The organism is Eubacterium sp. CAG:161, assembly GCF_000432355.1.
Lineage (GTDB): Bacteria > Bacillota > Clostridia > Lachnospirales > Lachnospiraceae > Eubacterium_G > Eubacterium_G segne.
Genome location: NZ_HF991872.1, coordinates 179,632 through 203,449, shown reverse-complemented (window position 1 = coordinate 203,449; position 23,818 = coordinate 179,632). Strand labels below are relative to the sequence as shown.

20 protein-coding genes and 1 tRNA gene are annotated in these 23,818 nt (G+C 37.0%); 20 read left to right on the top strand and 1 reads right to left on the bottom strand.

The annotated features are described in order from the left end of the window. From Q5O30_RS08760 to polC, 12 genes are all read left to right on the top strand, one after another. On the top strand, positions 1–875 hold an 875-nt coding region (locus Q5O30_RS08760), incomplete at its 5' end, for an NAD-binding protein (protein ID WP_302674667.1). Between the two features lie 15 nt (positions 876–890). Then, complete coding sequence (locus Q5O30_RS08755; protein ID WP_021953376.1) at positions 891–2,348, top strand: TrkH family potassium uptake protein; 1,458 nt, start codon at positions 891–893, stop codon at positions 2,346–2,348. A 55-nt stretch (positions 2,349–2,403) separates the two neighbouring features. Beyond that, on the top strand, positions 2,404–3,744 hold the full coding sequence (locus Q5O30_RS08750) for a TrkH family potassium uptake protein (protein ID WP_021953375.1): 1,341 nt from the start codon (positions 2,404–2,406) through the stop codon (positions 3,742–3,744). 9 nt (positions 3,745–3,753) lie between these two features. Then, positions 3,754–4,401 (top strand): TrkA family potassium uptake protein, encoded by a 648-nt coding sequence (locus Q5O30_RS08745; RefSeq protein WP_021953374.1) that lies wholly within the window; start codon positions 3,754–3,756, stop codon positions 4,399–4,401. Positions 4,402–4,632: 231 nt separating this feature from the next. Continuing rightward, the gene (gene pyrH / locus Q5O30_RS08740) at positions 4,633–5,328 is read left to right on the top strand and encodes a UMP kinase (RefSeq protein ID WP_021953373.1); all 696 of its coding nucleotides are present in this window, start codon (positions 4,633–4,635) and stop codon (positions 5,326–5,328) included. Positions 5,329–5,360: 32 nt separating this feature from the next. After that, positions 5,361–5,915 (top strand): ribosome recycling factor, encoded by a 555-nt coding sequence (frr, locus tag Q5O30_RS08735; RefSeq protein WP_021953372.1) that lies wholly within the window; start codon positions 5,361–5,363, stop codon positions 5,913–5,915. Positions 5,916–6,029: 114 nt separating this feature from the next. Further along, positions 6,030–6,761, top strand: coding sequence for an isoprenyl transferase (locus Q5O30_RS08730; RefSeq protein WP_021953371.1), 732 nt, complete (start codon positions 6,030–6,032; stop codon positions 6,759–6,761). Between the two features lie 2 nt (positions 6,762–6,763). Beyond that, positions 6,764–7,585 carry a phosphatidate cytidylyltransferase gene (locus Q5O30_RS08725; protein ID WP_021953370.1) on the top strand — a complete coding sequence of 274 codons (822 nt, stop codon included), beginning with the start codon at positions 6,764–6,766 and terminating at the stop codon, positions 7,583–7,585. A 9-nt stretch (positions 7,586–7,594) separates the two neighbouring features. Continuing rightward, the gene (locus Q5O30_RS08720; RefSeq protein ID WP_021953369.1) at positions 7,595–8,737 is read left to right on the top strand and encodes a 1-deoxy-D-xylulose-5-phosphate reductoisomerase; all 1,143 of its coding nucleotides are present in this window, start codon (positions 7,595–7,597) and stop codon (positions 8,735–8,737) included. 2 nt (positions 8,738–8,739) lie between these two features. Beyond that, a complete protein-coding gene (rseP, locus tag Q5O30_RS08715) occupies positions 8,740–10,041 on the top strand; it encodes an RIP metalloprotease RseP (protein WP_021953368.1) in 1,302 nt (433 codons plus the stop codon). 14 nt (positions 10,042–10,055) lie between these two features. Next, on the top strand, positions 10,056–11,114 hold the full coding sequence (gene ispG, locus Q5O30_RS08710; protein ID WP_021953367.1) for a flavodoxin-dependent (E)-4-hydroxy-3-methylbut-2-enyl-diphosphate synthase: 1,059 nt from the start codon (positions 10,056–10,058) through the stop codon (positions 11,112–11,114). A gap of 1 nt (position 11,115) precedes the next feature. After that, on the top strand, positions 11,116–15,645 hold the full coding sequence (gene polC, locus Q5O30_RS08705; RefSeq protein WP_021953366.1) for a DNA polymerase III subunit alpha: 4,530 nt from the start codon (positions 11,116–11,118) through the stop codon (positions 15,643–15,645). A 349-nt stretch (positions 15,646–15,994) separates the two neighbouring features. Here the strand turns inward: polC and Q5O30_RS08700 are convergent, their stop codons facing one another. Then, positions 15,995–16,813 carry an SDR family oxidoreductase gene (locus Q5O30_RS08700; protein ID WP_021953365.1) on the bottom strand — a complete coding sequence of 273 codons (819 nt, stop codon included), beginning with the start codon at positions 16,811–16,813 and terminating at the stop codon, positions 15,995–15,997. Positions 16,814–16,914: 101 nt separating this feature from the next. On the opposite strand from Q5O30_RS08700, the gene Q5O30_RS08695 reads away from it, so the two are divergent. The 8 genes from Q5O30_RS08695 to Q5O30_RS08660 form a co-directional block, all read left to right on the top strand. Beyond that, positions 16,915–16,986, top strand: a tRNA-Glu gene (locus tag Q5O30_RS08695). A 203-nt stretch (positions 16,987–17,189) separates the two neighbouring features. Beyond that, the gene (gene rimP, locus Q5O30_RS08690; RefSeq protein ID WP_021953364.1) at positions 17,190–17,657 is read left to right on the top strand and encodes a ribosome maturation factor RimP; all 468 of its coding nucleotides are present in this window, start codon (positions 17,190–17,192) and stop codon (positions 17,655–17,657) included. Between the two features lie 15 nt (positions 17,658–17,672). Next, complete coding sequence (nusA, locus tag Q5O30_RS08685) at positions 17,673–18,884, top strand: transcription termination factor NusA (RefSeq protein ID WP_021953363.1); 1,212 nt, start codon at positions 17,673–17,675, stop codon at positions 18,882–18,884. Positions 18,885–18,895: 11 nt separating this feature from the next. Further along, positions 18,896–19,174 carry an RNase P modulator RnpM gene (gene rnpM / locus Q5O30_RS08680; RefSeq protein ID WP_021953362.1) on the top strand — a complete coding sequence of 93 codons (279 nt, stop codon included), beginning with the start codon at positions 18,896–18,898 and terminating at the stop codon, positions 19,172–19,174. After that, complete coding sequence (locus tag Q5O30_RS08675; RefSeq protein ID WP_021953361.1) at positions 19,167–19,499, top strand: ribosomal L7Ae/L30e/S12e/Gadd45 family protein; 333 nt, start codon at positions 19,167–19,169, stop codon at positions 19,497–19,499. Before rnpM ends, Q5O30_RS08675 begins: the two co-directional genes overlap by 8 nt. Before the next feature lie 15 nt (positions 19,500–19,514). Then, a complete protein-coding gene (gene infB / locus Q5O30_RS08670) occupies positions 19,515–22,583 on the top strand; it encodes a translation initiation factor IF-2 (protein WP_021953360.1) in 3,069 nt (1,022 codons plus the stop codon). 5 nt (positions 22,584–22,588) lie between these two features. Continuing rightward, positions 22,589–22,945 (top strand): 30S ribosome-binding factor RbfA, encoded by a 357-nt coding sequence (gene rbfA, locus Q5O30_RS08665; protein WP_021953359.1) that lies wholly within the window; start codon positions 22,589–22,591, stop codon positions 22,943–22,945. Positions 22,946–22,954: 9 nt separating this feature from the next. Further along, the coding region (locus Q5O30_RS08660; RefSeq protein WP_302674666.1) for a bifunctional oligoribonuclease/PAP phosphatase NrnA at positions 22,955–23,818 on the top strand (864 nt) is incomplete at its 3' end.

The window sequence follows — 23,818 nt, the reverse complement described above, 5'->3', positions numbered from 1 at the left end:
GTGTTCTTAAAGATGTTTCCCTTAATGAACTGTACGGAATAATTAAGTGTAAAATACTGGTTTGCGCAGTTAGAAGAAATGGTGTTGTTGTGGCACCGGATGGTAACTTTATTTTAAGGGAAGGTGACCGTATTTACGTTACTGCACCAAGCACCAATATGAGTATTTTATTGAAAAATCTTGGTATTATTACCCATAAAATTAAAAATGTAATTTTGTGTGGTGGTGGAAGAGTAAGCTATTATTTGGCAAAGAAACTAGAAGGAACGGGAGTGTCTGTAAAGATTATTGAACAGGATCCCGACAGAGCGAGAAATCTTGCGGAAATGTTGCCGGAGACAACTATTATCAATGGTGATGCCAGCAGAAGAACTATGTTAGAAAGTCAGGGAATAGAAAATTGTGATGCATTAATTACTTTAACAGGTATGGACGAGCTTAACATTATTATTTCCTTATATGCTAAAAGCAGTGGAGTGCCGAAGGTTATTACAAAGGTTGCCCATACTGAAAAAAGTAATATACAGGACAGCTTGCAAATAGGAAGCGTGGTTTGTCCTAAAGAATTGTGCTGCAATACCATAGTAAGATATGTAAGAGCATTAGAGGCACAGACAGGAGCGGCAATTTCAGTTCATAGTATAGTTGACGGACAGGTGGAAGCTTTGGAATTTTTAGCTGACGAACATACTAAAAATTGCGGAATGGCATTAAGAGATGTAAAAGTAAGAAAAAATGTACTTATTGTATGTATTACTCACAAAGGAAAAACAGTTATACCTGATGGTGAATCAAAGTTTGAAGTGGGAGATACAGTTATTGTAGTTGCTACGGGAGATGCGGTAATACATAAGCTTAATGATATTTTTGATTAATGAAAGGAAGTAATAATGAACTATAAAGTTATGGGTCGTTTCATCTCAAAAATATTGGCAGTTGAAGCGGTCTTTATGACACCGGCAATGTTAATAAGTGTCTTTGACAAAGAGTATAAGGCATTTATAAGTTTTGTCCTTAGTATATTAATTATTATGGCTGTATCAGCATTGTTATTTGTTTTGGGAAGAAAGGCAAAACAGCGTTTCTTTGTAAAGGAAGGTTTAGCCTGTGTAGGTTTAAGCTGGATAGCCATTAGTTTATTAGGATGTCTCCCTTTTTATATATCAGGGGAAATTCCACATTTTATTGATGCGTTATTTGAAATGGTATCAGGATTTACCACTACAGGTTCCTCAATTCTTCCTGAGGTGGAAACTATGTCCAGAGGAATGCTTTACTGGAGAAGTTTCAGTCACTGGTTAGGTGGAATGGGAGTTCTGGTATTTTTGCTAGCAGTTACTCCGGCTAATGGAAGAAGTAACAGATTTACTCTTCATCTATTAAGGGCTGAAAGCCCGGGGCCTAATGTGGAAAAATTAGCACCGAGAATGCGTGACACGGCAATGATATTATATATGTTATATATGGCACTTACAGTAATTAATGTAATATTTTTACTGTTAGGAGGAATGTCGTTGTTTGACTCAGTCTGTACGGCATTTGGAACAGCAGGAACCGGTGGATTTGGAATTAAAAATGACAGTATGGCAGGATATAGTCCTTACATTCAAAATGTCTGCACCATATTTATGTTATTGTTTGGTGTAAATTTCAGTTGTTATTACCTTCTTTTGTTAAGAAGATTTAAAACAGTGTTAAAGGATGGGGAACTTAGATTATATTTAGGATTGGTTGTTGCAAGCATTACAGCTATAACCATTAATATTTACCATATGTTTGGAAGTATTGGGGAAGCTTTACATCATGCAGCTTTTACCGTAGCCAGTATAATTACAACTACGGGTTTTGCTACTGTAGATTTTGATAAATGGCCTGAGTTTTCTAAATCAATAATAGTTGTGTTAATGATGATTGGAGCATGTGCAGGTAGTACCGGCGGCGGATTTAAGTGTGGAAGGTTGTTGCTATTGTTAAAGAGCATACGACGTGGAATAAGAAAGACCTTAAATCCAAATAAAGTTGAAGTTATAAGAAACAATGGAAATGCTGTAAATGAAAAAGTAATTAGCGGAATCAATATTTACGTGGCAACATATTTTATTATTATTTTTGGAAGCTTTTTGCTAATAGCAGTGGATGGATTTTCAATTATTACTAATTTTACGGCTGTTTTATCCTGCTTTAACAATATAGGTCCGGGACTTGATCAGGTAGGCCCTACATGTAATTTTGGACTATTTAGTGATTTCTCAAAAATAATATTAATAATAGATATGTTAGCCGGCAGATTGGAAATATACCCTATATTAATATTGTTTTCAAGGGATGTATGGAGTTTCAAAAGATAGAGTTGTGAAAAAAATACCGGTGATGTATAATATCTTTTATGATTAGGAGATAGTTATGGAAAAGAGACGTATACATTTATCAACGGCACAATTTATACTTTTAGGATTTGTAGGAATGATTATTATAGGAAGTCTTTTTCTGATGCTACCGTGTTCTACACGTAGTGGAGAAGGGGCTTCCTTTTTAGACTCATTATTTACGGCAACATCGGCAGTTTGCGTTACGGGATTAGTAGTTCAGGACACGGCGACGTATTGGTCAGACTTTGGACAGGCAGTGATATTATTTCTTATACAAATAGGTGGAATGGGAATAGTTACCATTGCGGTAGCTTTTGCCGCCATGTCAGGAAGAAAAATAGGTCTTATGCAAAGAACAGTTATGCAGGAGGCAATTTCTGCACCAAAGCTTGAGGGAATAGTAAGGCTTACAAGATTTATCATTAAAATGGCATTTGTAATTGAATTAACGGGAGCGGTTTTAATGTACCCTGTTTTTGCCGTTAAAATGGGGGCACTTAAAGGAATATGGTATTCGATTTTTCATTCAATATCAGCATTTTGCAATGGGGGATTTGACCTTATGGGAATAAATGAAAAGTATTCATCCTTTACATCTTTTTCCGGCAACATTGTAATTAATTTAGTTATTGTGCTTCTTATTTTATTGGGTGGAATAGGCTTTATGACCTGGGATGATATTAGAACACACAAATTTAAATTTAGTAAGTATAGAATGCAAAGCAAGGTTATTTTGTCAGCAACCATAGGACTTATAGTTATTCCTTTTGTTTATTTTTATTTTTGTGAATTTTCAGGAGCAAAATGGCATATGTCAGGGGCAGACAGGGCATTGGCATCTCTATTTCAAACAGTTACCCCTAGAACTGCCGGATTTAACACTGTGGATTTAACTAAGATTTCCGGGGCAGGACAGTTAATTATGATTGTGTTAATGATGGTAGGTGGTGCTACAGGTTCTACTGCAGGTGGAATGAAGATAACTACCATTGCGGTACTTTTGGCTTCGTCAATATCGGTGTTTAGAAGAAAATCATCCCCTCATTTGTTTAGGAGAAGAATTGCTGAAGAGGTAATAAAAAGTGCGGCAGCCATATTGCTGCTTTACAGCTTTTTGTTTCTTATGGGTGGAATTATAATATGTGCAGTGGATGGATTTAATATTATTGATACATTGTTTGAGTCGGCCTCTGCAGTATGCACGGTAGGTGTTACTCTTGGAATAACTCCTCATACAGGTGTGATTTCGAGAATTGTTCTTATAGTGCTTATGCTGTTTGGAAGAGTTGGCGGTCTCACAGTGATTTTTGCTACAGTATCAAGTAAGAGAAAAGATGTGGCAAAATTCCCGGAAGAAAAAATAATGGTAGGATAGGAGAAGATTATGAAATCAATTTTGTTAATAGGACTTGGACGATTTGGGAGACATATCGCTGAAAATCTGTATGAATTAAAGCATCAGGTTATGGCAGTAGATAAAAAAGAGGATAGAGTAAATGCAGTATTGGATTTTGTAACTAATGCTGTAATTGGTGACAGTACCAATGAGGAATTCCTGAAATCTTTAGGTGTAGGAAATTACGATGTATGTATGGTTTGTATCGGTGATGATTTTCAAAGTTCATTAGAAACCACATCACTTCTTAAAGAATTAGGGGCAAAAAAGGTTGTTTCAAGAGCTGCAAGAGATGTACATGCAAAGTTTTTGTTAAGAAACGGGGCAGATGAGGTGGTGTATCCAGAAAGACAGTTGGCAAAATGGAGTGCCATAAGATATACTTCCGACCATATTTTTGACTATGTTGAATTAGGGAAGGAATACTCAATATTTGAAATCGAAATCCCTAATGAGTGGGATGGCAAAACAGTAAGTGCAATAGATATCAGAGGACGTTTTGGTATAAACATAATGGCAATTAGACGTGACGGACGTCTGGATATAAATATTACTCCTGATATGGTGTTAACTGCAGGTTGTCATATGCTGGTTCTTGGCTCAAATAAGAACATAGAGAAATGTTTTCATATATAGGATAAGATAAAAGGTGAGAAAACGATTATTAAAATTTGTGGAATAACAACGGCTAATGAAGCAGAATATCTTAATAAGGTGAAAATTAATTTGGAAACCATTTTAAAATAAGATACTTCTTTATTTTTTTGACTTTATATGTTATTCTAGTTCTAGATTAAAATTGGAAGCAGTTTGTGCACAAAGCACCTTATTGCGACTAATAAAAACAGAAAAAAAGAGGAAGATAAAATGAATAGAGTTTTACTTAAGTTAAGCGGTGAAGCCTTAGCAGGTGATAAGAAAACAGGCTTTGATGAAGAAACCTGTGTGGCAGTTGCAAAGCAGGTTAAAACTATTGTGGACAAAGGAGTACAGGTAGCTATTGTTATTGGTGGCGGAAACTTCTGGAGAGGAAGAACAAGCAATAAGATTGACAGACCTAAGGCAGATGGAATAGGTATGTTAGCTACTATTATGAATTGTATGTATGTATCAGAAATCTTTAGAACAGAAGGTATGGATACTAACGTATATACACCTTTTGCCTGTGGAACATGGACAAAGCTTTTCTCAAAGGATGAAGCAGTAGCTGATTTAAATAATGGAAAGGTTGTGTTCTTTGCAGGAGGAACGGGACATCCATATTTCTCAACAGATATGACCATGGTTTTAAGAGCAATTGAAATTGAAGCAGATTGTATCTTAGGAGCAAAGGCCATTGACGGTGTATATGACAGCGACCCGGCTAAGAACCCTGATGCAAAGAAATATGATGAACTTCCTATTTCTAAGATAGTTGATGACAGATTAGGTGTTATTGATTTAGCAGCCAGTGTTTTGGCAATGGAAAATAAAATGCCAATGCTTTTGTTTGGACTTAACGAAGAAGACAGTATAAATAAAGCCGTATCAGGAGAAAAAATCGGCACTAAAATAACTGTATAATAAAACATATTTTTAAAGGAGTAATAGATAAAATGGAAGAATTATTAATGACATATGAAGATAAAATGGAGAAGTCATTAGACAATCTTAAAGAGGAATACACAACAATCAGGGCAGGAAGAGCAAATCCTCATATCTTAGATAAAGTTAAGGTAGATTATTATGGAACACCCACACCTCTTCAGCAGGTAGGTAACATATCTGTTCCGGAGGCAAGGATGATTTGCATTCAGCCTTGGGATGCATCACTCTTAAAGGATATTGAAAGAGCAATTAATGCATCTGATTTAGGACTTACACCTACTAATGACGGAAAGCTTATACGTCTTGTATTTCCTGAACTTACAGAGGACAGAAGAAAAGAATTAGTAAAAGATGTTAAGAAAAAAGGCGAAAATGCTAAGGTTGCCATAAGAAACATTAGAAGAGATGCCATTGAAGCCGTTAAGAAAAAAGGCAAGGAAGATGGAATATCAGAAGATGAAATTAAAGGATATCAGGATGATGTTCAGAAATCTACTGATGCATATGTAAAGAAAATTGATGATGCCATAGATGCAAAGTCACAGGAGATAATGACAGTATAATATATGTGCTTATACACACTTACAGAGAATAGAGGGGACTATTGTTTCCTCTATTCTTTGCACTGTCAAAGATATTGTTTTACATAGGTTAATTTAGTGAAAGGCGGATAATGTATGGCTGAAAAAATAGACATTACGGGACTTAACATTCCACAGCATGTTGCAATTATTTTAGATGGAAACGGAAGATGGGCGAAAAAGCGTTTTCTTCCAAGAAACGCAGGACATGCAGCAGGGGCTAAAAATGTGGAAAAAATAATTGAAGATGCTCATGACATGGGAATTAAATATCTTACAATGTATGCATTTTCAACGGAAAACTGGAACAGACCGGAAGATGAAGTTAAGGCATTAATGAAGCTTTTAAGAAATTACTTAAAAGACTGTATTGAACGTGCCAACAAAAACGACATGAAGGTAAGAGTCATAGGTGATAAATCAAGATTAGATGATGATATTATTGACAGAATTAATGAATTAGAAGAATGTTCAAAGGATAATAAGGGAATTAACTTTATTATTGCCATTAATTATGGTAGCCGCGATGAAATAAGGCGTGCTGTTACAAAAATTTCACAGGATGTCAAAGATGGAGTTATAGAATCCCGGGATATATCTGAAAATCTTATTAGTTCATATCTTGATACGGCGGGAATACCGGATCCGGATTTACTTATCAGAACCAGCGGTGAAATAAGATTATCTAATTACCTTTTGTGGCAGTTAGCATATACGGAATTTTATTTCACGGATGTTTTGTGGCCGGATTTTGATAAGGAAGAATTGAAAAAGGCTATTGTAAAGTATAACCAGAGAGACAGAAGATTTGGAGGAGTTAAGGCATAACCATGATTTTAAGTAAATTTGCAAATAAATCTTTTCTGACAAGATTATTAAGTGGAATAGTGTTAGTGGCACTTATTCTGGCAACCATTATTCCCGGAGGAATAATTTTGTTGGTGGCTAATATGTTGATATCACTGGTGGGAGTATACGAATTATACAGGGTTCTTGGAATTGAAAAAAAACTTCCGGGAATTACGGGATATGTGGCAGTAGTTATCTACTATGGGCTTTTGTTCATGGGAAAAACACAAAACATGCTTATACTTATAATTGTATTTCTTATGTGTCTTCTGGCACAGTATGTATTTATGTTCCCGAAATATAAGACAGAGGAAATTTCCAATGCAATAATGTGCATGTTATATGCAGGTGTTATGTTGTCATATATTTACAATGTAAGGGCAGGAGACAATGGTGCTTATACCGTATGGCTTATATTCCTTTGCTCCTGGGGCAGTGATACATGTGCCTACCTGGCAGGAGTAGCCTTTGGAAAACATAAAATGGCACCGGTGCTTAGCCCTAAAAAGTCAATAGAAGGAGCTATAGGCGGAGTTGTTGGTGCAGCAGTTTTAGGGGCAGTATATGCTTCAGTTTTTGCAGATAAGATTACAATAAATAATCCTGTAATAGTTTTTGCAGTAATATGTGCAGTAGGTGCTTTAATATCCATGGTGGGAGATTTGGCAGCATCGGCCATTAAAAGAAATCATGATATAAAGGATTATGGCAGACTTATTCCGGGACATGGCGGAATAATGGATAGATTTGACAGTGTTATATATGTAGCACCTGTTATATGGATTTTGGTACAGATTTTTTAAGGAGAATTAATGAAAAATATTACAATTTTAGGCTCTACAGGTTCCATAGGAACTCAGACTCTTGACATTGTAAGAGCCAATGATGATTTGCGTGTGGTTGCCATTGCAGCAGGCTCAAATATACAAAAATTAGAAGAACAGATAAGGGAATTTCATCCGGAAATAGTATGCGTATACAATGAAGAGGCGGCAGCTAATCTTAAGATAGCGGTGGCTGATACCTCCGTAAAGGTAGTAGCAGGAATGGACGGATTAATTGAGACAGCAGTATACAAAGGCGCCGATATTGTTGTAACGGCATTTGTGGGAATGATTGGTATACGTCCTACATTAGAGGCAATAAAGGCAGGAAAGGACATTGCCCTGGCAAATAAGGAGACACTGGTTACTGCAGGACATCTGGTAATTCAGGCAGCAAAGGATTATGGCGTAAAAATTTTGCCGGTAGACAGTGAGCATAGTGCCATATTTCAGTCCTTAAACGGTGAAAACAGAAAAGAAATTGATAAAATATTACTTACTGCTTCCGGAGGACCTTTTAGAGGAAGAACAAGGGAACAGATGAAGGATGTAAAGGTGGAAGATGCCCTTAAGCATCCTAACTGGACTATGGGACGAAAAATTACCATCGATTCAGCTACAATGGTTAACAAGGGATTAGAGGTAATTGAAGCAAAGTGGCTTTTTGACGTGGATTTTGATGATATTCAGGTAGTAGTCCAGCCACAAAGTCTTATTCATTCCATGGTACAGTTTAAAGACGGTGCCATTATAGCACAGTTAGGTACACCTGACATGAGACTGCCTATTCAGTATGCACTATACTATCCGGAAAGAAGATTTTTAGCCGGTGACAGGGTAGACTTTGGAAAGATAGCCCGGATTACCTTTGAAAATCCTGATACAGATAATTTTATCGGATTAAAGTTAGCATATGAGGCAGGACGGATTGGAGGCTCAATGCCTACAGTATTTAATGCGGCAAATGAAAAAGCAGTTGCGAAATTTCTTGATAGGAAAATAGGATTTTTGGAAATAACTGATATTATACAGTATTGTATGGAAAATCATAAGGTTAAGGAAAATCCTTCAGTAAGTGAAATATTAGAAATAGAACAATGGGCATATGAGCTTATTGAGAACAGGTGGTAAGAATGCAGACATTTATAGGAATTGTTATAGCTTTAATTATTTTTGGTGTATTAGTTTTAATTCACGAATTTGGACATTTTATTGTGGCAGTAAAGAATAAGGTTACTGTAAATGAGTTTTCCATAGGAATGGGACCTAGAATTTACAGCCATGTGGCAAAAAGCGGAACAAGATATTCCCTTAAACTTTTACCCTTAGGTGGTTCATGTGCCATGCTAGGGGAAGATGAGGACAATAATGAAGAAGGCTCTTTTAATTCAAAATCAATATGGGCAAGAATGGCAATAGTTTTTGCCGGTCCGTTCTTTAACTTTATACTGGCTTTTGTTCTTGCTTTAATTGTTATTGGAGCAAAGGGAATTGATAAATCATATGTAACTTATGTTGATGAAAAATCACCGGCATATGAGGCAGGACTTAGAGTTGGAGACCAGATTACCAAATTTAACGGTGCCCATGCAACTCTTGGAAGGGAAATATATTTAGAGGAATATGTTAATCCTTTAGATGGAAGCAACATTAGCATTACCTTTACAAGAAACGGCGAGAAAAAGAGCATAACCTATAAGCCGTCAACTCAGAAGAAAGCTATTGTGGGAATGTCATATACTACTCAGGATACAAAGGCTACAGTGGAACAGGTTACTAAGAACTCTCCTATGGCTGAGGCAGGAGTTATGGCAGGAGATGTGGTTACGGAAATTGACGGAACTAAAATTACCACAGGAAGTGATATGGCTAAGTATATTAGTGAACACCCCTTTGGAGAAAAAGAGGTTAATATCACTTTAGACAGAAAAGGAAAAGAAATAAAGGTTGTACTTAAACCTAAGGTAACTGAGATAGCAGACAGAGGATTTGTTTATAATCTTGCAAGAGAAAAAGTTTCCTTTGGAAATGTTATTAAATATAGCTTCACGGAAGTAAGATATGAAATTGCAACAGTTTTAAAAAGTCTTAAAATGTTGGTTACAGGTCAGGTTTCAGCCAATGAAATTTCAGGCCCTGTAGGCATAGTAACGGTAATTGGAGATACTTATACCAGTGCTAAGTCATCAGGTGCCACTGTTACAATTTTGTCCCTTATTAATCTTGCAATTATGCTTAGTGCTAACTTAGGAGTTATGAATCTTTTGCCAATACCGGCATTAGATGGTGGACGTATTTTCTTATATCTTATAGAAATTATAATCGGAAAACCAATACCAAAGGATAAGGAAGGAATAATTCATTTTGTTGGATTTGTTCTTCTTATGGCATTAATGGTATTCTTATTATTTAACGATATAAGAAAGCTTATTTAATTGGAGAAAATATTATGTTTAGAGACAACACTAAAGTAATAAAAATAGGAAATAAAGTTATAGGTGGGGGAAATCCCATACTTATTCAGTCTATGACTAATACAAAAACTGAAGATGTGGAAGCTACAGTTAATCAGATTAAGGAATTAGAGGCTGCAGGATGTGACATTATAAGGTGTGCGGTTCCTACCATGGAAGCGGCTAAGGCTTTGGGAAAAATAAAAGAAAGTATCAATATTCCACTTGTGGCAGACATTCATTTTGATTACAGACTTGCCATAGCAGCTATAGAAAACGGGGCTGACAAAATAAGAATTAATCCCGGAAATATAGGTGATATGGACAGGGTAAAGGCAGTAGTTGACGTAGCAAAGGCAAAAAATATTCCTATAAGAGTAGGTGTAAACAGTGGTTCATTGGAAAAGCATATTTTAGATAAATATGGGAAGGTAACTGCTGAGGGCATTGTGGAAAGTGCTTTAGACAAGGTGAAAACAATAGAGGATTTGGGATATGATAATTTGGTAATTAGCATAAAATCCTCAGATGTAATGATGTGTGTAAAGGCTCATCAGTTAATTGCACAAAAAACTAATTATCCTTTACATGTGGGAATTACAGAGTCAGGAACAGTAACATCAGGAAACATAAAATCTGCAATAGGTCTGGGGCTTATTTTAAATCAGGGAATTGGAGATACAATAAGAGTTTCCCTTACAGGAAATCCTGTGGAGGAAATAAAAAGTGCCAAGCTTATTCTTAAAACTTTAGGTCTTAGAAAGGGTGGCATTTCCGTAGTTTCATGTCCTACATGTGGACGTACTCAGATTGATTTAATAGGCTTAGCAGGCAAGGTAGAAAATATGGTTACCAAATATGATGATTTGAATATTAAGGTAGCTGTAATGGGATGTGTTGTAAACGGACCGGGAGAAGCAAGAGAGGCAGATATAGGAATCGCAGGAGGAAAAGGAGAGGGACTTTTAATTAAAAAAGGTGAAATTATAAAGAAAGTTCCTGAAAATCAGCTTCTTGATGCACTAGAAGATGAGTTAAAGAATTGGAGGAGTTAGATTGGAAAAAAAGAAGTTTTTCGATGTTTTCCAGACAATTAAATTAAATGATGAGCTTACGGCTATGTTTGAATATGTGGATATTACAAAGATAGCTACTAATGTTGATCATACAAAAATGCGAATATATATTGAAAGCAGCAGACTTATTGAAAAGTCTGCTATTTTCACCGTTAGAGATGAAATTGCAAGAAATTTAAGAACGGGAAAACGGGTGGAGATTGAGATTATTGAAAAATATTCCCTGTCAAGTCAGTATACGGAGGAAAATCTTTTTGAAATATATAAAGATAGTATTATTATGGAGCTTAATGCCAAAAGCCCTATAGTAGCGGCAATGTTTAAAAAGGCTCCCATTAGATTTGATGAAAATAAAAAATTGATTATTGACTTAGAGCAAAGCATTGTGTCGGAAGCCAGAATGAAAGTTTTAAAGGATACCATTGAGAAAATCTTTAGGGACAGATTTGATATGCCTCTGGAAGTGAAAATTGAAAAGAAGGCTTTCCAGCAAAACAGATTTGCCATTAAAAATGCAAAGAGACTCCAAAATGAGGTTAATGTTCTGTTAGGAAAAAATCAAAATGAGGAAGAGACAAAGGAAGAAAAGCAGGAAAAAGTCAAGCCTGTAAGAGTGAAAAAGGCTACATATTCACAGGATCCTGATATGGTATACGGACGTGATTTTAAGTATGAGGGAGATACTAAGTTAAGCGATGTATTTGAAGGTACAGGTGAAACTGTAGTCAGGGGTCAGATTATGACCATGGATGACAGGGAGACAAGAAACGGAAAATTCATTGTTACAATGGAAATTACGGATTTTACCGACAGTATTGCAGTTAAAATATTTTTAGCAGATGAGAACGTAAAGAAAGAGTTTTATTCAAAAGTTAAAAAGAACAGCTTTGTAAGGATAAAGGGCGTTGCCATGTTTGACACATATGACAGACAGGTGGAAATAAGCCGAGTGGACGGTATGAAGCTGATTCCGGCATTTTCTGTTGGAGAAAAGAGAAAGGATACTGCAGTAGAGAAAAGACTTGAACTTCATTGCCATACAAAGATGAGTGAAATGGACGGCGTAAGCGAATGCAAGAAAATCGTCCGTAGAGCTTACGAGTGGGGGCATAAGGCAATTGCCATTACAGACCATGGTGTGGTGCAGGCATTCCCTGATGCATGGCATGAATACTTGGATATAAAGAATGAATGTAAGAAGGCAGGAAAAGAGTGTGACTTCAAGGTTATCTACGGAGTTGAAGCATATCTTGTAGACGACTTAAAGGACATGATTGTAAATCCAAAGGGGCAGGGATTAGATGATACTTTTGTAGTATTTGATTTGGAAACTACAGGATTTAGTGCAAAGGCAGATAAGATAATTGAAATCGGTGCAGTGAAGGTGGAAAAGGGAAAGATAGTTGACAGGTTTAGCACCTTTGTAAACCCACAGGTTCCAATACCTTTTAGAATAGAGCAGCTTACAAGTATTAATGATAATATGGTTATTGATGCACCTACCATAGAAGAGATTCTTCCTAAATTCATGGAGTTTTGTAAGGGAGCAATTATGGTAGCACATAACGCTGATTTTGACATGAGTTTTATTTCGGCTAATTGTAACAGGCAGAACCTGCCATGCGATTTTACTGTTATTGATACCGTGGCAATGTCAAGATATTTGATTATTGGTCTTGGAAGGTACAAATTAGACAGCGTGGCAAAGGCACTGGGAATAGTATTAGACCATCACCACAGAGCAGTGGATGATGCAGAGTGTACAGCACTTATTTTCTTAAAACTGTGTAAAATGCTTGAGGACAAGGGAATAACTAACCTTGATGAATTAAATAAACAGGGAAAACAGTCTAAAAATCTTATAAATAAACTTCCGTCCCATCACGCCATTATTCTGGTTAAAAATTTAGTGGGAAGAGTTAATTTATACAGACTGATTTCCATATCACATATTGACACTTTCGCAAATAAGAAGCCACGAATATTAAAAAGTGATTATCTTAAATATTGTGAGGGACTGATGATTGGCAGTGCTTGCGAGGCAGGAGAGTTATATCAGGCTATTTTGCATGGAAGAACACAGCAGGAAATTGCCAGATTGGCGGAATTTTATGATTATTTTGAAGTCCAGCCCTTGGGAAATAATGAATTTATGTTAAAAACAGGCAATCCTGACATAGATAACAAAAAGAAGTTTTTGGTGGATTCAAAAGAGGATTTAATGGATGTAAACCGCAAAATCATTGAGCTGGGTAGGAAGTTTAATAAAATGACTGTTGCCACATGTGATGTTCATTTCCTTGACCCGGAAGATGAAATTTACCGTAGAATAATTCAGTACGGTAACGGATTTAAGGATGCAGACCATCAGGCACCTCTTTATCTTAGAACTACTGATGAGATGCTTAAGGAGTTTGAATATTTAGGCAGTGACGTTGCGGAAGAAATAGTAATTACAAATCCTAATAAAATAGCGGATATGATTGATAATATTTCACCGATTCATCCTGATAAATGCCCACCGGTGTTAGATAATTCTGAGGAGAATCTAAGAAAAATCTGCTTTGACCGTGCTCACGAAATTTATGGTGAGGATTTGCCAAAAATTGTTGAAGACCGACTGGAAATAGAATTGGATTCCATTATTGGTAACGGATATGCCGTTATGTACATAATGGCACAGAGACTTGTATGGAAGTCAAATGAAGATGGATATCTGGTAGGTTCAAGAGGTTCCGTAGGTTCATCCTTTGCGGCAACAATGTCAGGAATAACTGAGGTTAATCCTTTAGCACCTCATTATTACTGCTTAGACTGTAAAAGCTCATTTTTTGAGGATGAATACAGGGCACCGGAAGGGACGGATATTGAGGAAATCAAGAAAATACAGGCGGTTATTAAAGAAGAAAGGGCAGAGGGTGGTCTTGGATTTGACCTTCCGGATATGATTTGCCCTCATTGCGGAAAGCCGCTGCACAAGGATGGACTTGAAATTCCATTTGAAACATTCTTAGGTTTTGGCGGAACTAAGGAGCCGGATATTGACTTAAACTTTTCCGGTGAATATCAGGCAAATGCCCATGCATATACTGAGGTAATGTTTGGTAAAGGACATACTTTCAGGGCAGGAACTTATGCCGGTGTGGCTGAGAAAACAGCATTTGGATATGTTAAAAAATATTTTGATGACCATAATCAGGTAAAAAGAACTGCGGAGATTGACAGAATATCAAGAGGGTGTACAGGAATCAGAAGGAGTACCGGTCAGCATCCGGGAGGCATTGTTATTGTACCAAGGGATAAGGAAATATACGAATTTACACCTATCCAAAAGCCGGCAAATGATATGACAACGGATATTATAACTACCCACTTTGAATATCATGCTATTGATGCTAACCTTTTGAAACTGGATATTTTAGGACACGATGATCCTACCATGATTAGAAGGTTAGAAAAGCTGACTAATACTAATGTTCAAAGGGATGTGCCTTTTGATGACAAAAAGGTTATGTCGTTGTTTTTGAGCCCGGAGGCACTGGGAATTACATCAGAGGATATTGACGGATGCCCTACAGGTTCTTTGGGACTGCCGGAGTTAGGAACTGATTTTGTTATTCAGATGTTAGTAGACACAAAACCTACGAAAATCGCCGATTTGGTTAGATTGGCGGGACTTTCCCATGGCACGGATGTTTGGCTTGGCAATGCCCAGCAGCTTATTGCGGAGGGTAAATGCACTATTTCCACGGCAATATGTACCCGTGATGATATTATGGTTTATCTTATGGATAAGGGAATTGAGCCTCAGGTAAGTTTTGACATAATGGAGCATGTAAGAAAGGGAAGAGGTCTTTTAACATACAAGGATAAGAAAACAGGAGAGGAACATCAGGAAGAGGATGTAATGCGTGAACATAATGTTCCTGAATGGTATATCTGGTCCTGTAAAAAGATTAAATATATGTTCCCAAAAGCCCATGCGGCAGCTTATATTATGATGGCTTTGCGTGTGGCGTGGTACAAGGTGTATCATCCTTTAGCTTATTATGCTGCATATTTTGGAATCAGAGCCAAGGCCTTTGACTACGAAACCATGTGTAGAGGTCGTGAGAAAATGGAATATTACATGTCGGAGCTTAAGCGTAAAAAGGCAAATCATGAGGCTTCAAAAAAGGATGAAGATTCCTTGGGAGATATGAAGGTGGTTCAGGAAATGTATGCCAGAGGATTTGAGTTTTTACCAATAGATATTTATACTGCAAAGGCTCATGAGTTTCAGATAATAGACGGAAAGCTCATGCCAAGTTTAGACACAATCGAAGGTCTGGGAGAAAAGGCGGCAGACGGTTTAGTTGAAGCCGTACAGGCTCAGGATGGACCATTCGTGTCTAAAAATGACTTAAGAGAAAAAAGCAAGTTAAGTAAAACAGTAATAGAAACCATGTCCCAGTTAGGTTTGTTAGAAGGTATGCCGGAAGACAGCCAGCTGTCAATATTTGACTTTTAGGGTGGAAATGAAAGGAGTTGTGCTTTAACGAGTATAATCGTCAGGTAACAGCTCCTTTTTAATTTGAAAGATGTATGTGGAGCTAATGGATGATTCATACAGCGAAACAATTAAAAGATAAAGTGAGAAATCAGTCTTGCGGAAATAGTCGTGTGGTATGGTTGAGAAGAGTAAATCAAGAAATTCAACCGTACACAAAACATTTAATTGCCGGCCATGCAGGTAAATCTGGCCGGGAAATACTAAGTAATAAGTGAATTTCCGGTTAATACACACTCACATGGCTATTATGCGCCATACATCACCATAAAAAGATTGCCCATACCCCCCTAAAAGCTATCCAATCCCATTAATATCTTACATTATCAAACATCTTTACCTTAGATGATTTTATTACCTGTTCGTAAAGTTTAAGCCCAAGCACTGGGAAGAATTTAGAAGTAAAATTCATAAACTTAGCATCCTTTCCAACAATAATACGGGATTTTTGACGTATGATTTTTTTGATAATCTTTTCGGCAACCTTATCTACGTTAGCTGAAAACATATTTATAAGGCTGCTTTGGGAAATTACATATTGATGTCTGAAAATATCAGTTTTCATAAAGCCGGGACATGCGTAGCCTATGTACATTTCCCGTCCAAGTTCGGCAATAAGTACCTCAGAGTAAGCCTTAAGGGCAGCCTTGCTGGCACTGTAAATACTGGTTCCGATAATAGGAGCAAGAGCATCAGAACTGGAAATATTTAAAATTCCCGGCATTGTGGATTTTCTTAAAACAGGTAGCATAGAGTTAATTGCGTACCTGCAACTGTTGAAGTTGGTATTCATGCATTTTTCCACAGCTTCTTCACTATAATTATAGGATTTGTCAAATGGAAGAAGGATACCGGCATTATTAATTAAAATATCAATATTAATATTGTTTGCCAAAATCTTTTCAGAGAATATTTCCCAATTTTTCTTTACTCCAACATCAAAAAGCTGATACGTGAAAGCATCTTTTTGATAGCTGAGTTCATCAATTAAACTTTTCATTTTAGGTTCTGACTGACCAATGCCAATAACTTTGCAGTTGTGTTCCTTTATTAATCTGACAGTCATAGCACGTCCAAGCCCTGAAGAAGCACCGGTTATAAGCAATGTTTTTCCGTATATCCAATCCATTATCAATAGGTTTCCTTTCAAATTTCAAAATTTCAAAATTATAGCAAAAAGTACTTGCAAAATGTCACTTTATTGTTATAATAATACAGTAACATTTTTTAGGCTCGTTGGTCAAGTGGTTAAGACGCCGCCCTCTCAAGGCGGAATCAGGGGTTCAATTCCCCTACGAGCTGCTTATGGAGGAACTTCTATCTGTCTGACAGGTAGGAGTTTTTTATTTGTGACAGGTGAAAGTTTGGCAGGCAGAAGTTTTTAATTAGGGGTTGACACCCGTAAAATAAAGGTCTATAATAATAAGGTGAATATTGACTAGATAGTAAGGAGCGAACCACAAAGGTTCGCTCCTTTGTGTTGGAAGTTAAAGTAGGAGGTCTTAGTGTCAAGAAGAGAAGAATACGAAATGAAAACAGAAGCCCTGTTACAGCCTATTGTGGATGAGAAAGGTTTTGAACTGGTTGATGTTGAATATGTAAAAGAAGGAAGTAACTGGTACTTAAGAGCTTTTGTGGACAAACCGGGAGGGATTACCATTAATGATTTAGAATCAGTAAGCAGAAAATTAAGTGATTTATTAGATGAAGAAGATTTCATCAGCGACCCTTATATTTTAGAGGTTAGTTCTCCGGGACTTGGACGTCCGCTAAAAAAGGATAAGGATTTTGACAGAAGCATAGGTGAGGAAATTGAAATTCACTTATACAGAGCCATTGATGGCAACAAGCAGTATGTAGGATTGCTTAAGGCATATAATAAAGATACTATTACTATCGAAGATGAAAGCGGTAGTGAAATAAATATTGACAGGGTAAATGTTTCACTTGTCAGATTAACCATTGATTTTTAGGAGGATAATAAAAAAATGAACAAAGAGTTAATTGCAGCATTAGAATTGTTGGAAAAGGAAAAAGGTATTAGTAAAGAGTCATTATTTGAGGCAATTGAAAGTAATTTGGTAGTGGCATATAAGAATAACTTTAATAAAGCAGATAATGTTGTTGTAACAATGGACAGAGAAACAGGTGATTTTCACATTTACTCACAGAAAAAGGTTGTTGAAGAAGTAAATGATCCTGTTACAGAGATTTCCCTAGAAGATGCAAGAAGCATTAAGGCAGGCTATGACATAGATGATACTGTTAATGTAGAAATTCAGGCAAGAGATTTTGGTAGAATTGCCGCACAAAGTGCAAAGAACGGTATTTTACAGAAAATGCGTGAAGAGGAAAGAAAGAGCCTTTATCAGGAATATTATGAGAAGCAAAACGATATAATAACAGGTATTGTACAGAGAATAAACGGAAAGAATATCAGTATTAACTTAGGAAAGATAGATACAGTTCTTATGGAAAAAGAGCAGTCACCGGGAGAATTTTTCAGACCAAATGACAGAATTAAGTTATATGTAACTGAAGTTAAGGATAACGGTAAGGGACCAAGAGTAGTTGTATCAAGAACTCATCCTGAACTTGTAAAGAGATTATTTGAACAGGAAGTTGCTGAAATTCAGGACGGAACAGTTGAAATTAAGAGCATTGCAAGAGAGGCAGGTTCAAGAACAAAAATTGCGGTATGGTCTAACGATAAGAATGTTGATGCCGTAGGTGCATGCGTAGGTATGAACGGCGCAAGAGTAAATGCTGTTGTAGATGAACTTCAGGATGAAAAGATGGATATTATAAACTGGAGTGACAATCCGGCCATTTTAATTGAAAATGCGTTAAGCCCTTCAAAGGTAGTAGCGGTTCTTGCTGATCCGGATAATAAGGAAGCATTGGTAGTTGTCCCTGATCTTCAGTTGTCTTTGGCAATTGGTAAGGAAGGACAGAATGCAAGACTTGCAGCTAAACTTACAGGATTTAAAATTGACATTAAGAGTGAGTCACAGGCTAAGGCTGAAAATATTCAGTATGAGTTTAATGATGAAGACTACTATGATGAAGAAGAGTTTTACGATGGCGAGTATTATGACGATGAATACTATGATGATGAGTATTACGATGATGAATACGACGAAGAAGAATATGACGACGAGAAAGAAACAGAAGAACCTTCAGAAACAGAGCAGGCATAGGAGATAGTGTTATGGGTCAGGTGAAAAAAATCCCTACAAGAACTTGTACCGGGTGCAGACAGGTAAAAAACAAAAAAGATTTAATCAGAGTTGTCCGTGATAAGGAAGGAAACGTATTTGTAGACGTTACCGGAAGACAAAACGGCAGAGGCGCTTACATTTGTCCTAATGAAGAATGTCTTGAAAAGGCAGTGAAAAACAAGGGGCTGGAAAAGACACTTAAGATTTCACAGATAAGTGAGGAAGTGTATCAGCAGCTTAAAAAGGAATTAGGTGATGTAAATGAATAGTGTTTTAAAAAATGATGTACCGGACAAAGTTTTTTCCATGATAGGTTTAGCAACTAAGGCAGGCAAAACTTTTTCAGGTGAATTTTCAGTGGAAAAGGCAGTGAAAGAGAGAAAAGCAAAACTGGTTATTGTATCGGAAGACGCATCGGACAATACAAAGAAATTGTTTACTAATAAATGTGATTTTTATAAAATACCGGTTTTTGTTTGTGGCAGTCGCAGCCAGCTGGGAAAGGCTACAGGGAATCAGGAACGTGCATCCATAGCAATATCAGATGAAGGCTTTAGTAAGTCAATTATTAACATATTAACGGAAAATAATTAAAATGGAGGTAGCTAAATGGCAAAAATGAGAGTACGAGAGTTAGCTAAGGAATTAGATATAAAAAGTGCAGATATAGTTACGGCGCTTAGTGAGAAAGGCGTTGAAGTATTACCTGCAAGTTCAATAGAAGATGACAATATAGAATATGTAAAGAAAAAGTTCGCCCAAAAGGGTGATGGAACATCATCTGATGAAGATGCTAAAAAAGAAGAAAAGTCAAAGCCTAGAGTTTTAATTACCAGTAAAGGTATTGTAAGGACAGGGGAGCGACATGGAAAAGGCGAGAGAAGACGAAGACGACACAGCGAAGGTGAGCATAAGCATCACTCAAAGTCATCTGAGCAGGTAGAAGAAGTTGCAAAGAGTTTAGAGAAAGTAAAGCCGGAGCCAAAGGTTGAAACTAAGACAGAGGTTAAGCCGGAGTCAAAGCCGGAGGTTAAATCTGAAGTTAAGCCGGAAGTAAAGGCGGAATCAAAGGTTGAAGCTAAGGCAGAAGTTAAACCGGAGATAAAGGCGGAGTCAAAGCCTGAAGTTAAGGCGGAACCGGTTGAGAAAAAAACAGAAGAAAAATCTGAAACAGTTAAGCCGGAAAATAAAGAAAAAAATGAAAAAGTAATAGAGAAAAAAGAAGAGACACAGATGACTGAAGAAAACAAGAATGTTAAAGTTGAGGACAAAAAAATAGCCGATGTTAAAAAGGCAGAGCCGGAAAAGAAAGAGACAGCAAAGCCTGATAACAGACAGCAGAGAAATAACCAGCCTAAAAATGATAACCGTAACGGAAAGAGAAATGGCGACAGATTTGGAAATAATGACAGAAATAACCGTAACGGAAACCGTGGTGACAACAGAAATAATGACAGAAACGGTGATAACAGAAATGGCGGAAATTTCCAGAACAGAAATAACCGAAACGATAACAGAAATGATGACAGAAATCGTGGTGGAAATGACAGAAACGGAAACCGTAACAATGACAGAAATAACGGCAACTTCCGTGACAGAAATGGAAATAACGACAGAAACAACCGTAACGGAAATCGTGGTGATAACAGAAACGGTGGAAATTTCCAGAACAGAAATAACAGAAATGACAACAGAAATGACGACAGACGTGATTTCAGAAGAAATGACAGAGGAAACGATACTCCGGCAGAACCAATTCAGGATAAGAACAGAAAGTCAAGAGAAAACAAGATTCGTCAGGACAGACAGGAGCGTAATAAGAAGAATTACGAAGATGGCGGAAGAAAGGGCAAGAATGGAAAGAGAATTGACCTTTCAAAACCTGTAATGGAAAAGCCAAAGAAGAAAGAAGAAAAGAAAGAGGAAATCAAGGTTATTGAAGTACCTGATTTCATTACAATTGCCCAGCTTGCTGAAAAGATGAAAATGCAGCCATCAGCTATTATTAAGAAATTATTCCTTGAAGGAAAAATGGTTACGGTAAATACTGAGGTTGATTTTGACAGTGCAGAAGAAATAGCTATGGGCTATGATATTATGTGTGAAAAAGAAGAAAAGGTAGATATTATCGAAGAACTTCTTAAAGAGGACGAAGAGGATGAGAGCCTTATGGTTAAAAGACCTCCTGTTGTATGTGTAATGGGACACGTTGACCATGGTAAAACATCACTTCTTGATGCCATCAGGCAAACTAATGTTATTTCAGGTGAAGCAGGTGGTATTACACAGCATATTGGTGCATCTGTTGTTAAAATTAATGACAGAACAATAACATTCCTTGATACACCGGGACATGAGGCATTTACGGCAATGCGTATGCGTGGTGCACAGTCAACAGATATTGCAATTCTTGTAGTTGCAGCAGATGACGGTGTTATGCCACAGACTGTTGAAGCTATTAACCATGCTAAGGCAGCAGGAATTGAAATTATAGTAGCTATTAATAAGATTGATAAGCCGGGAGCAAATATTGACAGAGTTAAGCAGGGACTTGCAGAGCACGGACTTTTAGCTTCAGACTGGGGTGGAAATGTAGAAATGGTTCCTGTATCAGCCCACACTAAGGAAGGTATTGATGACCTTCTTGAAATGGTATTGCTTCAGGCAGATGTATTAGAGCTTAAGGCAAATCCTAACCGTGAGGCAAGAGGTATTGTTATTGAAGCTAAGCTTGACAAGGGTAAAGGACCGGTTGCTACAGTTTTAGTACAGAAGGGTACATTAAATATTGGAGCAAATATTGCAGCCGGAGCAAATCACGGCAGAGTCAGAGCTATGACAGATGATAAGGGTAACAGGATTAAGTCAGCAGGTCCATCTACTCCTGTGGAAATTTTAGGACTCAACGGAGTGCCAAATGCCGGTGAAGTATTTGTTTCAACAAAGACAGCAAATGAAGCTAAGGATTTTGCTAATACATTTGTTGAGGATAGCAAGGCAAAACTTATGGAAAGCAATAAGTTTAGAATTTCATTAGATGACCTTAATTCACAGATTGAAGCCGGAGAACTTAAGGAACTTAATATTATTATTAAGGCTGACGTTCAGGGTTCAGTAGAAGCTGTTAAGCAGAGTCTTATTAAGTTATCTAATGACGAAGTAGAAGTTAAGGTTATTCATGGTGGTGTAGGTGCAATTAACGAATCAGACGTTATACTTGCATCAACATCTAACGCAATTATTCTTGGATTTAATGTTAAGCCTGACGCAAGAGCAGAAGAAACAGCAAAGAATGAAAATGTTGACCTTAGATTATATTCTGTAATTTATACAGCTATAGATGATATTGAGCGTGCAATGAAGGGGATGCTTGAACCGATTTATGAAGAAAAGGTTATCGGTCATGCAGAAATCCGCCAGATTTTCAAGGCTTCAGGTATTGGAAATATTGCCGGTTCATATGTATTAGATGGTTCAATGCAAAGAGGTTGCAAGGCAAGAGTAACAAGAGAAGGAAAACAGATTTTTGAAGGACCTGTTGCATCTCTTAAGAGATTTAAGGATGATGTCAAGGAGGTTAAGGCAGGATATGAATGTGGACTTGTATTTGACGGATTTAATGAAATTGCCGAAGGCGACCAGGTTGAAGCTTATATTATGGTAGAAGTACCGAGGTAAGAAGAATGAGAAAGAATAGTATAAAAAATACCCGTATTAACGGGGAAGTTCAAAGAGAATTAAGTAACATTATCAGAGAACTTAAAGATCCGAGAGTGGGAATAATGACCAGTGTGACCGCAGTTGAGGTCACACCGGATCTTAAATACTGTAAGGCATATATTAGCGTTTTAGGCGACGATGAAACAAAGGCTGAAACATTGGCAGGACTTAAAAGTGCTGCAGGTTTTATCCGCAGGGAATTAGCCAGAACGGTAAATCTTAGAAATACTCCGGAGATTAAGTTTATTATGGACGAGTCTATTGAGTATGGAATGAGAATGTCTAAGTTAATTGATGATGTTAGAAAGAATGAAGAGTAAAGGTAAAGAATGAAGAAGATTGATGAGATTATAGGTGATTCTAAAACTGTGGGAATTGCAGGGCATGTAAGACCGGATGGAGATTGCGTAGGCTCATGCATGGCTCTTTATAATTATCTGAAAAAAAACAGACCGGATTTACAGGTTAAAGTTTATCTGGAATATGTCGACAGCAAATTTGATATTATTAAGGGTGTTAAAGAAATAGATACCAGTGGATATGATGGTACGGTTTATGATTTGTTTATATCCCTTGATACTGCAAGTTTAGACCGGTTAGGTCAGAATGAGGAGTTCTTCACTAATGCAAGGCGTACAGCTTGTATAGATCATCATGAAAGCAATAAAGGATATGCGGATTATAATTATATTGTGGCAGAGGCAAGTTCTGCCAGTGAGGTTTTATTTAATGTTTTAGATGAGGACAAATTTGATAAAACTGTTGCTGATCCCATGTATATGGGAATTGCTCATGATTCAGGAGTTTTCAGATTTCAGAGCACAACGGCTGAGACTATGCGCATTGCAGCAAAAATGATAGATTTTGGCGTTAAGCCAAATGAAATTTTAGAGGAAACATTTTACAGAAAAACCTATAACCAGATGATGGTTACGGCGAAAATACAAAGCGAAACAGTGCTTTGTATGGAAGGAAAGTGCATATATGGAGTTTGCACTTTTGATACAATGAAGAAGTATAATGTTACCACAAATGATTTAGATGCAGTAATCGCTTCCATAAGAAATGTTGATGGTGTGGAGGTCGCTATGTTTGCATACCAGTTAAAGGAGGATACTTATAAAATAAGCCTCCGTTCAAAAAAATATGTGGATGTAAGCAAAATAGCAGTGAGTTTCGGTGGTGGCGGACAT

Bases quoted from the DNA above. Each gene is read 5' to 3' on its own strand.
- Q5O30_RS08755 (WP_021953376.1), top strand. From the start codon at position 891: ATGAACTATAAAGTTATGGGTCGTTTCATCTCAAAAATATTGGCAGTT.
- Q5O30_RS08750 (WP_021953375.1), top strand. From the start codon at position 2,404: ATGGAAAAGAGACGTATACATTTATCAACGGCACAATTTATACTTTTA.
- Q5O30_RS08745 (WP_021953374.1), top strand. From the start codon at position 3,754: ATGAAATCAATTTTGTTAATAGGACTTGGACGATTTGGGAGACATATC.
- pyrH (WP_021953373.1), top strand. From the start codon at position 4,633: ATGAATAGAGTTTTACTTAAGTTAAGCGGTGAAGCCTTAGCAGGTGAT.
- frr (WP_021953372.1), top strand. From the start codon at position 5,361: ATGGAAGAATTATTAATGACATATGAAGATAAAATGGAGAAGTCATTA.
- Q5O30_RS08730 (WP_021953371.1), top strand. From the start codon at position 6,030: ATGGCTGAAAAAATAGACATTACGGGACTTAACATTCCACAGCATGTT.
- Q5O30_RS08725 (WP_021953370.1), top strand. From the start codon at position 6,764: ATGATTTTAAGTAAATTTGCAAATAAATCTTTTCTGACAAGATTATTA.
- Q5O30_RS08720 (WP_021953369.1), top strand. From the start codon at position 7,595: ATGAAAAATATTACAATTTTAGGCTCTACAGGTTCCATAGGAACTCAG.
- rseP (WP_021953368.1), top strand. From the start codon at position 8,740: ATGCAGACATTTATAGGAATTGTTATAGCTTTAATTATTTTTGGTGTA.
- ispG (WP_021953367.1), top strand. From the start codon at position 10,056: ATGTTTAGAGACAACACTAAAGTAATAAAAATAGGAAATAAAGTTATA.
- Q5O30_RS08700 (WP_021953365.1), bottom strand. From the start codon at position 16,813: ATGGATTGGATATACGGAAAAACATTGCTTATAACCGGTGCTTCTTCA.
- nusA (WP_021953363.1), top strand. From the start codon at position 17,673: ATGAACAAAGAGTTAATTGCAGCATTAGAATTGTTGGAAAAGGAAAAA.
- rnpM (WP_021953362.1), top strand. From the start codon at position 18,896: ATGGGTCAGGTGAAAAAAATCCCTACAAGAACTTGTACCGGGTGCAGA.
- Q5O30_RS08675 (WP_021953361.1), top strand. From the start codon at position 19,167: ATGAATAGTGTTTTAAAAAATGATGTACCGGACAAAGTTTTTTCCATG.
- infB (WP_021953360.1), top strand. From the start codon at position 19,515: ATGGCAAAAATGAGAGTACGAGAGTTAGCTAAGGAATTAGATATAAAA.
- rbfA (WP_021953359.1), top strand. From the start codon at position 22,589: ATGAGAAAGAATAGTATAAAAAATACCCGTATTAACGGGGAAGTTCAA.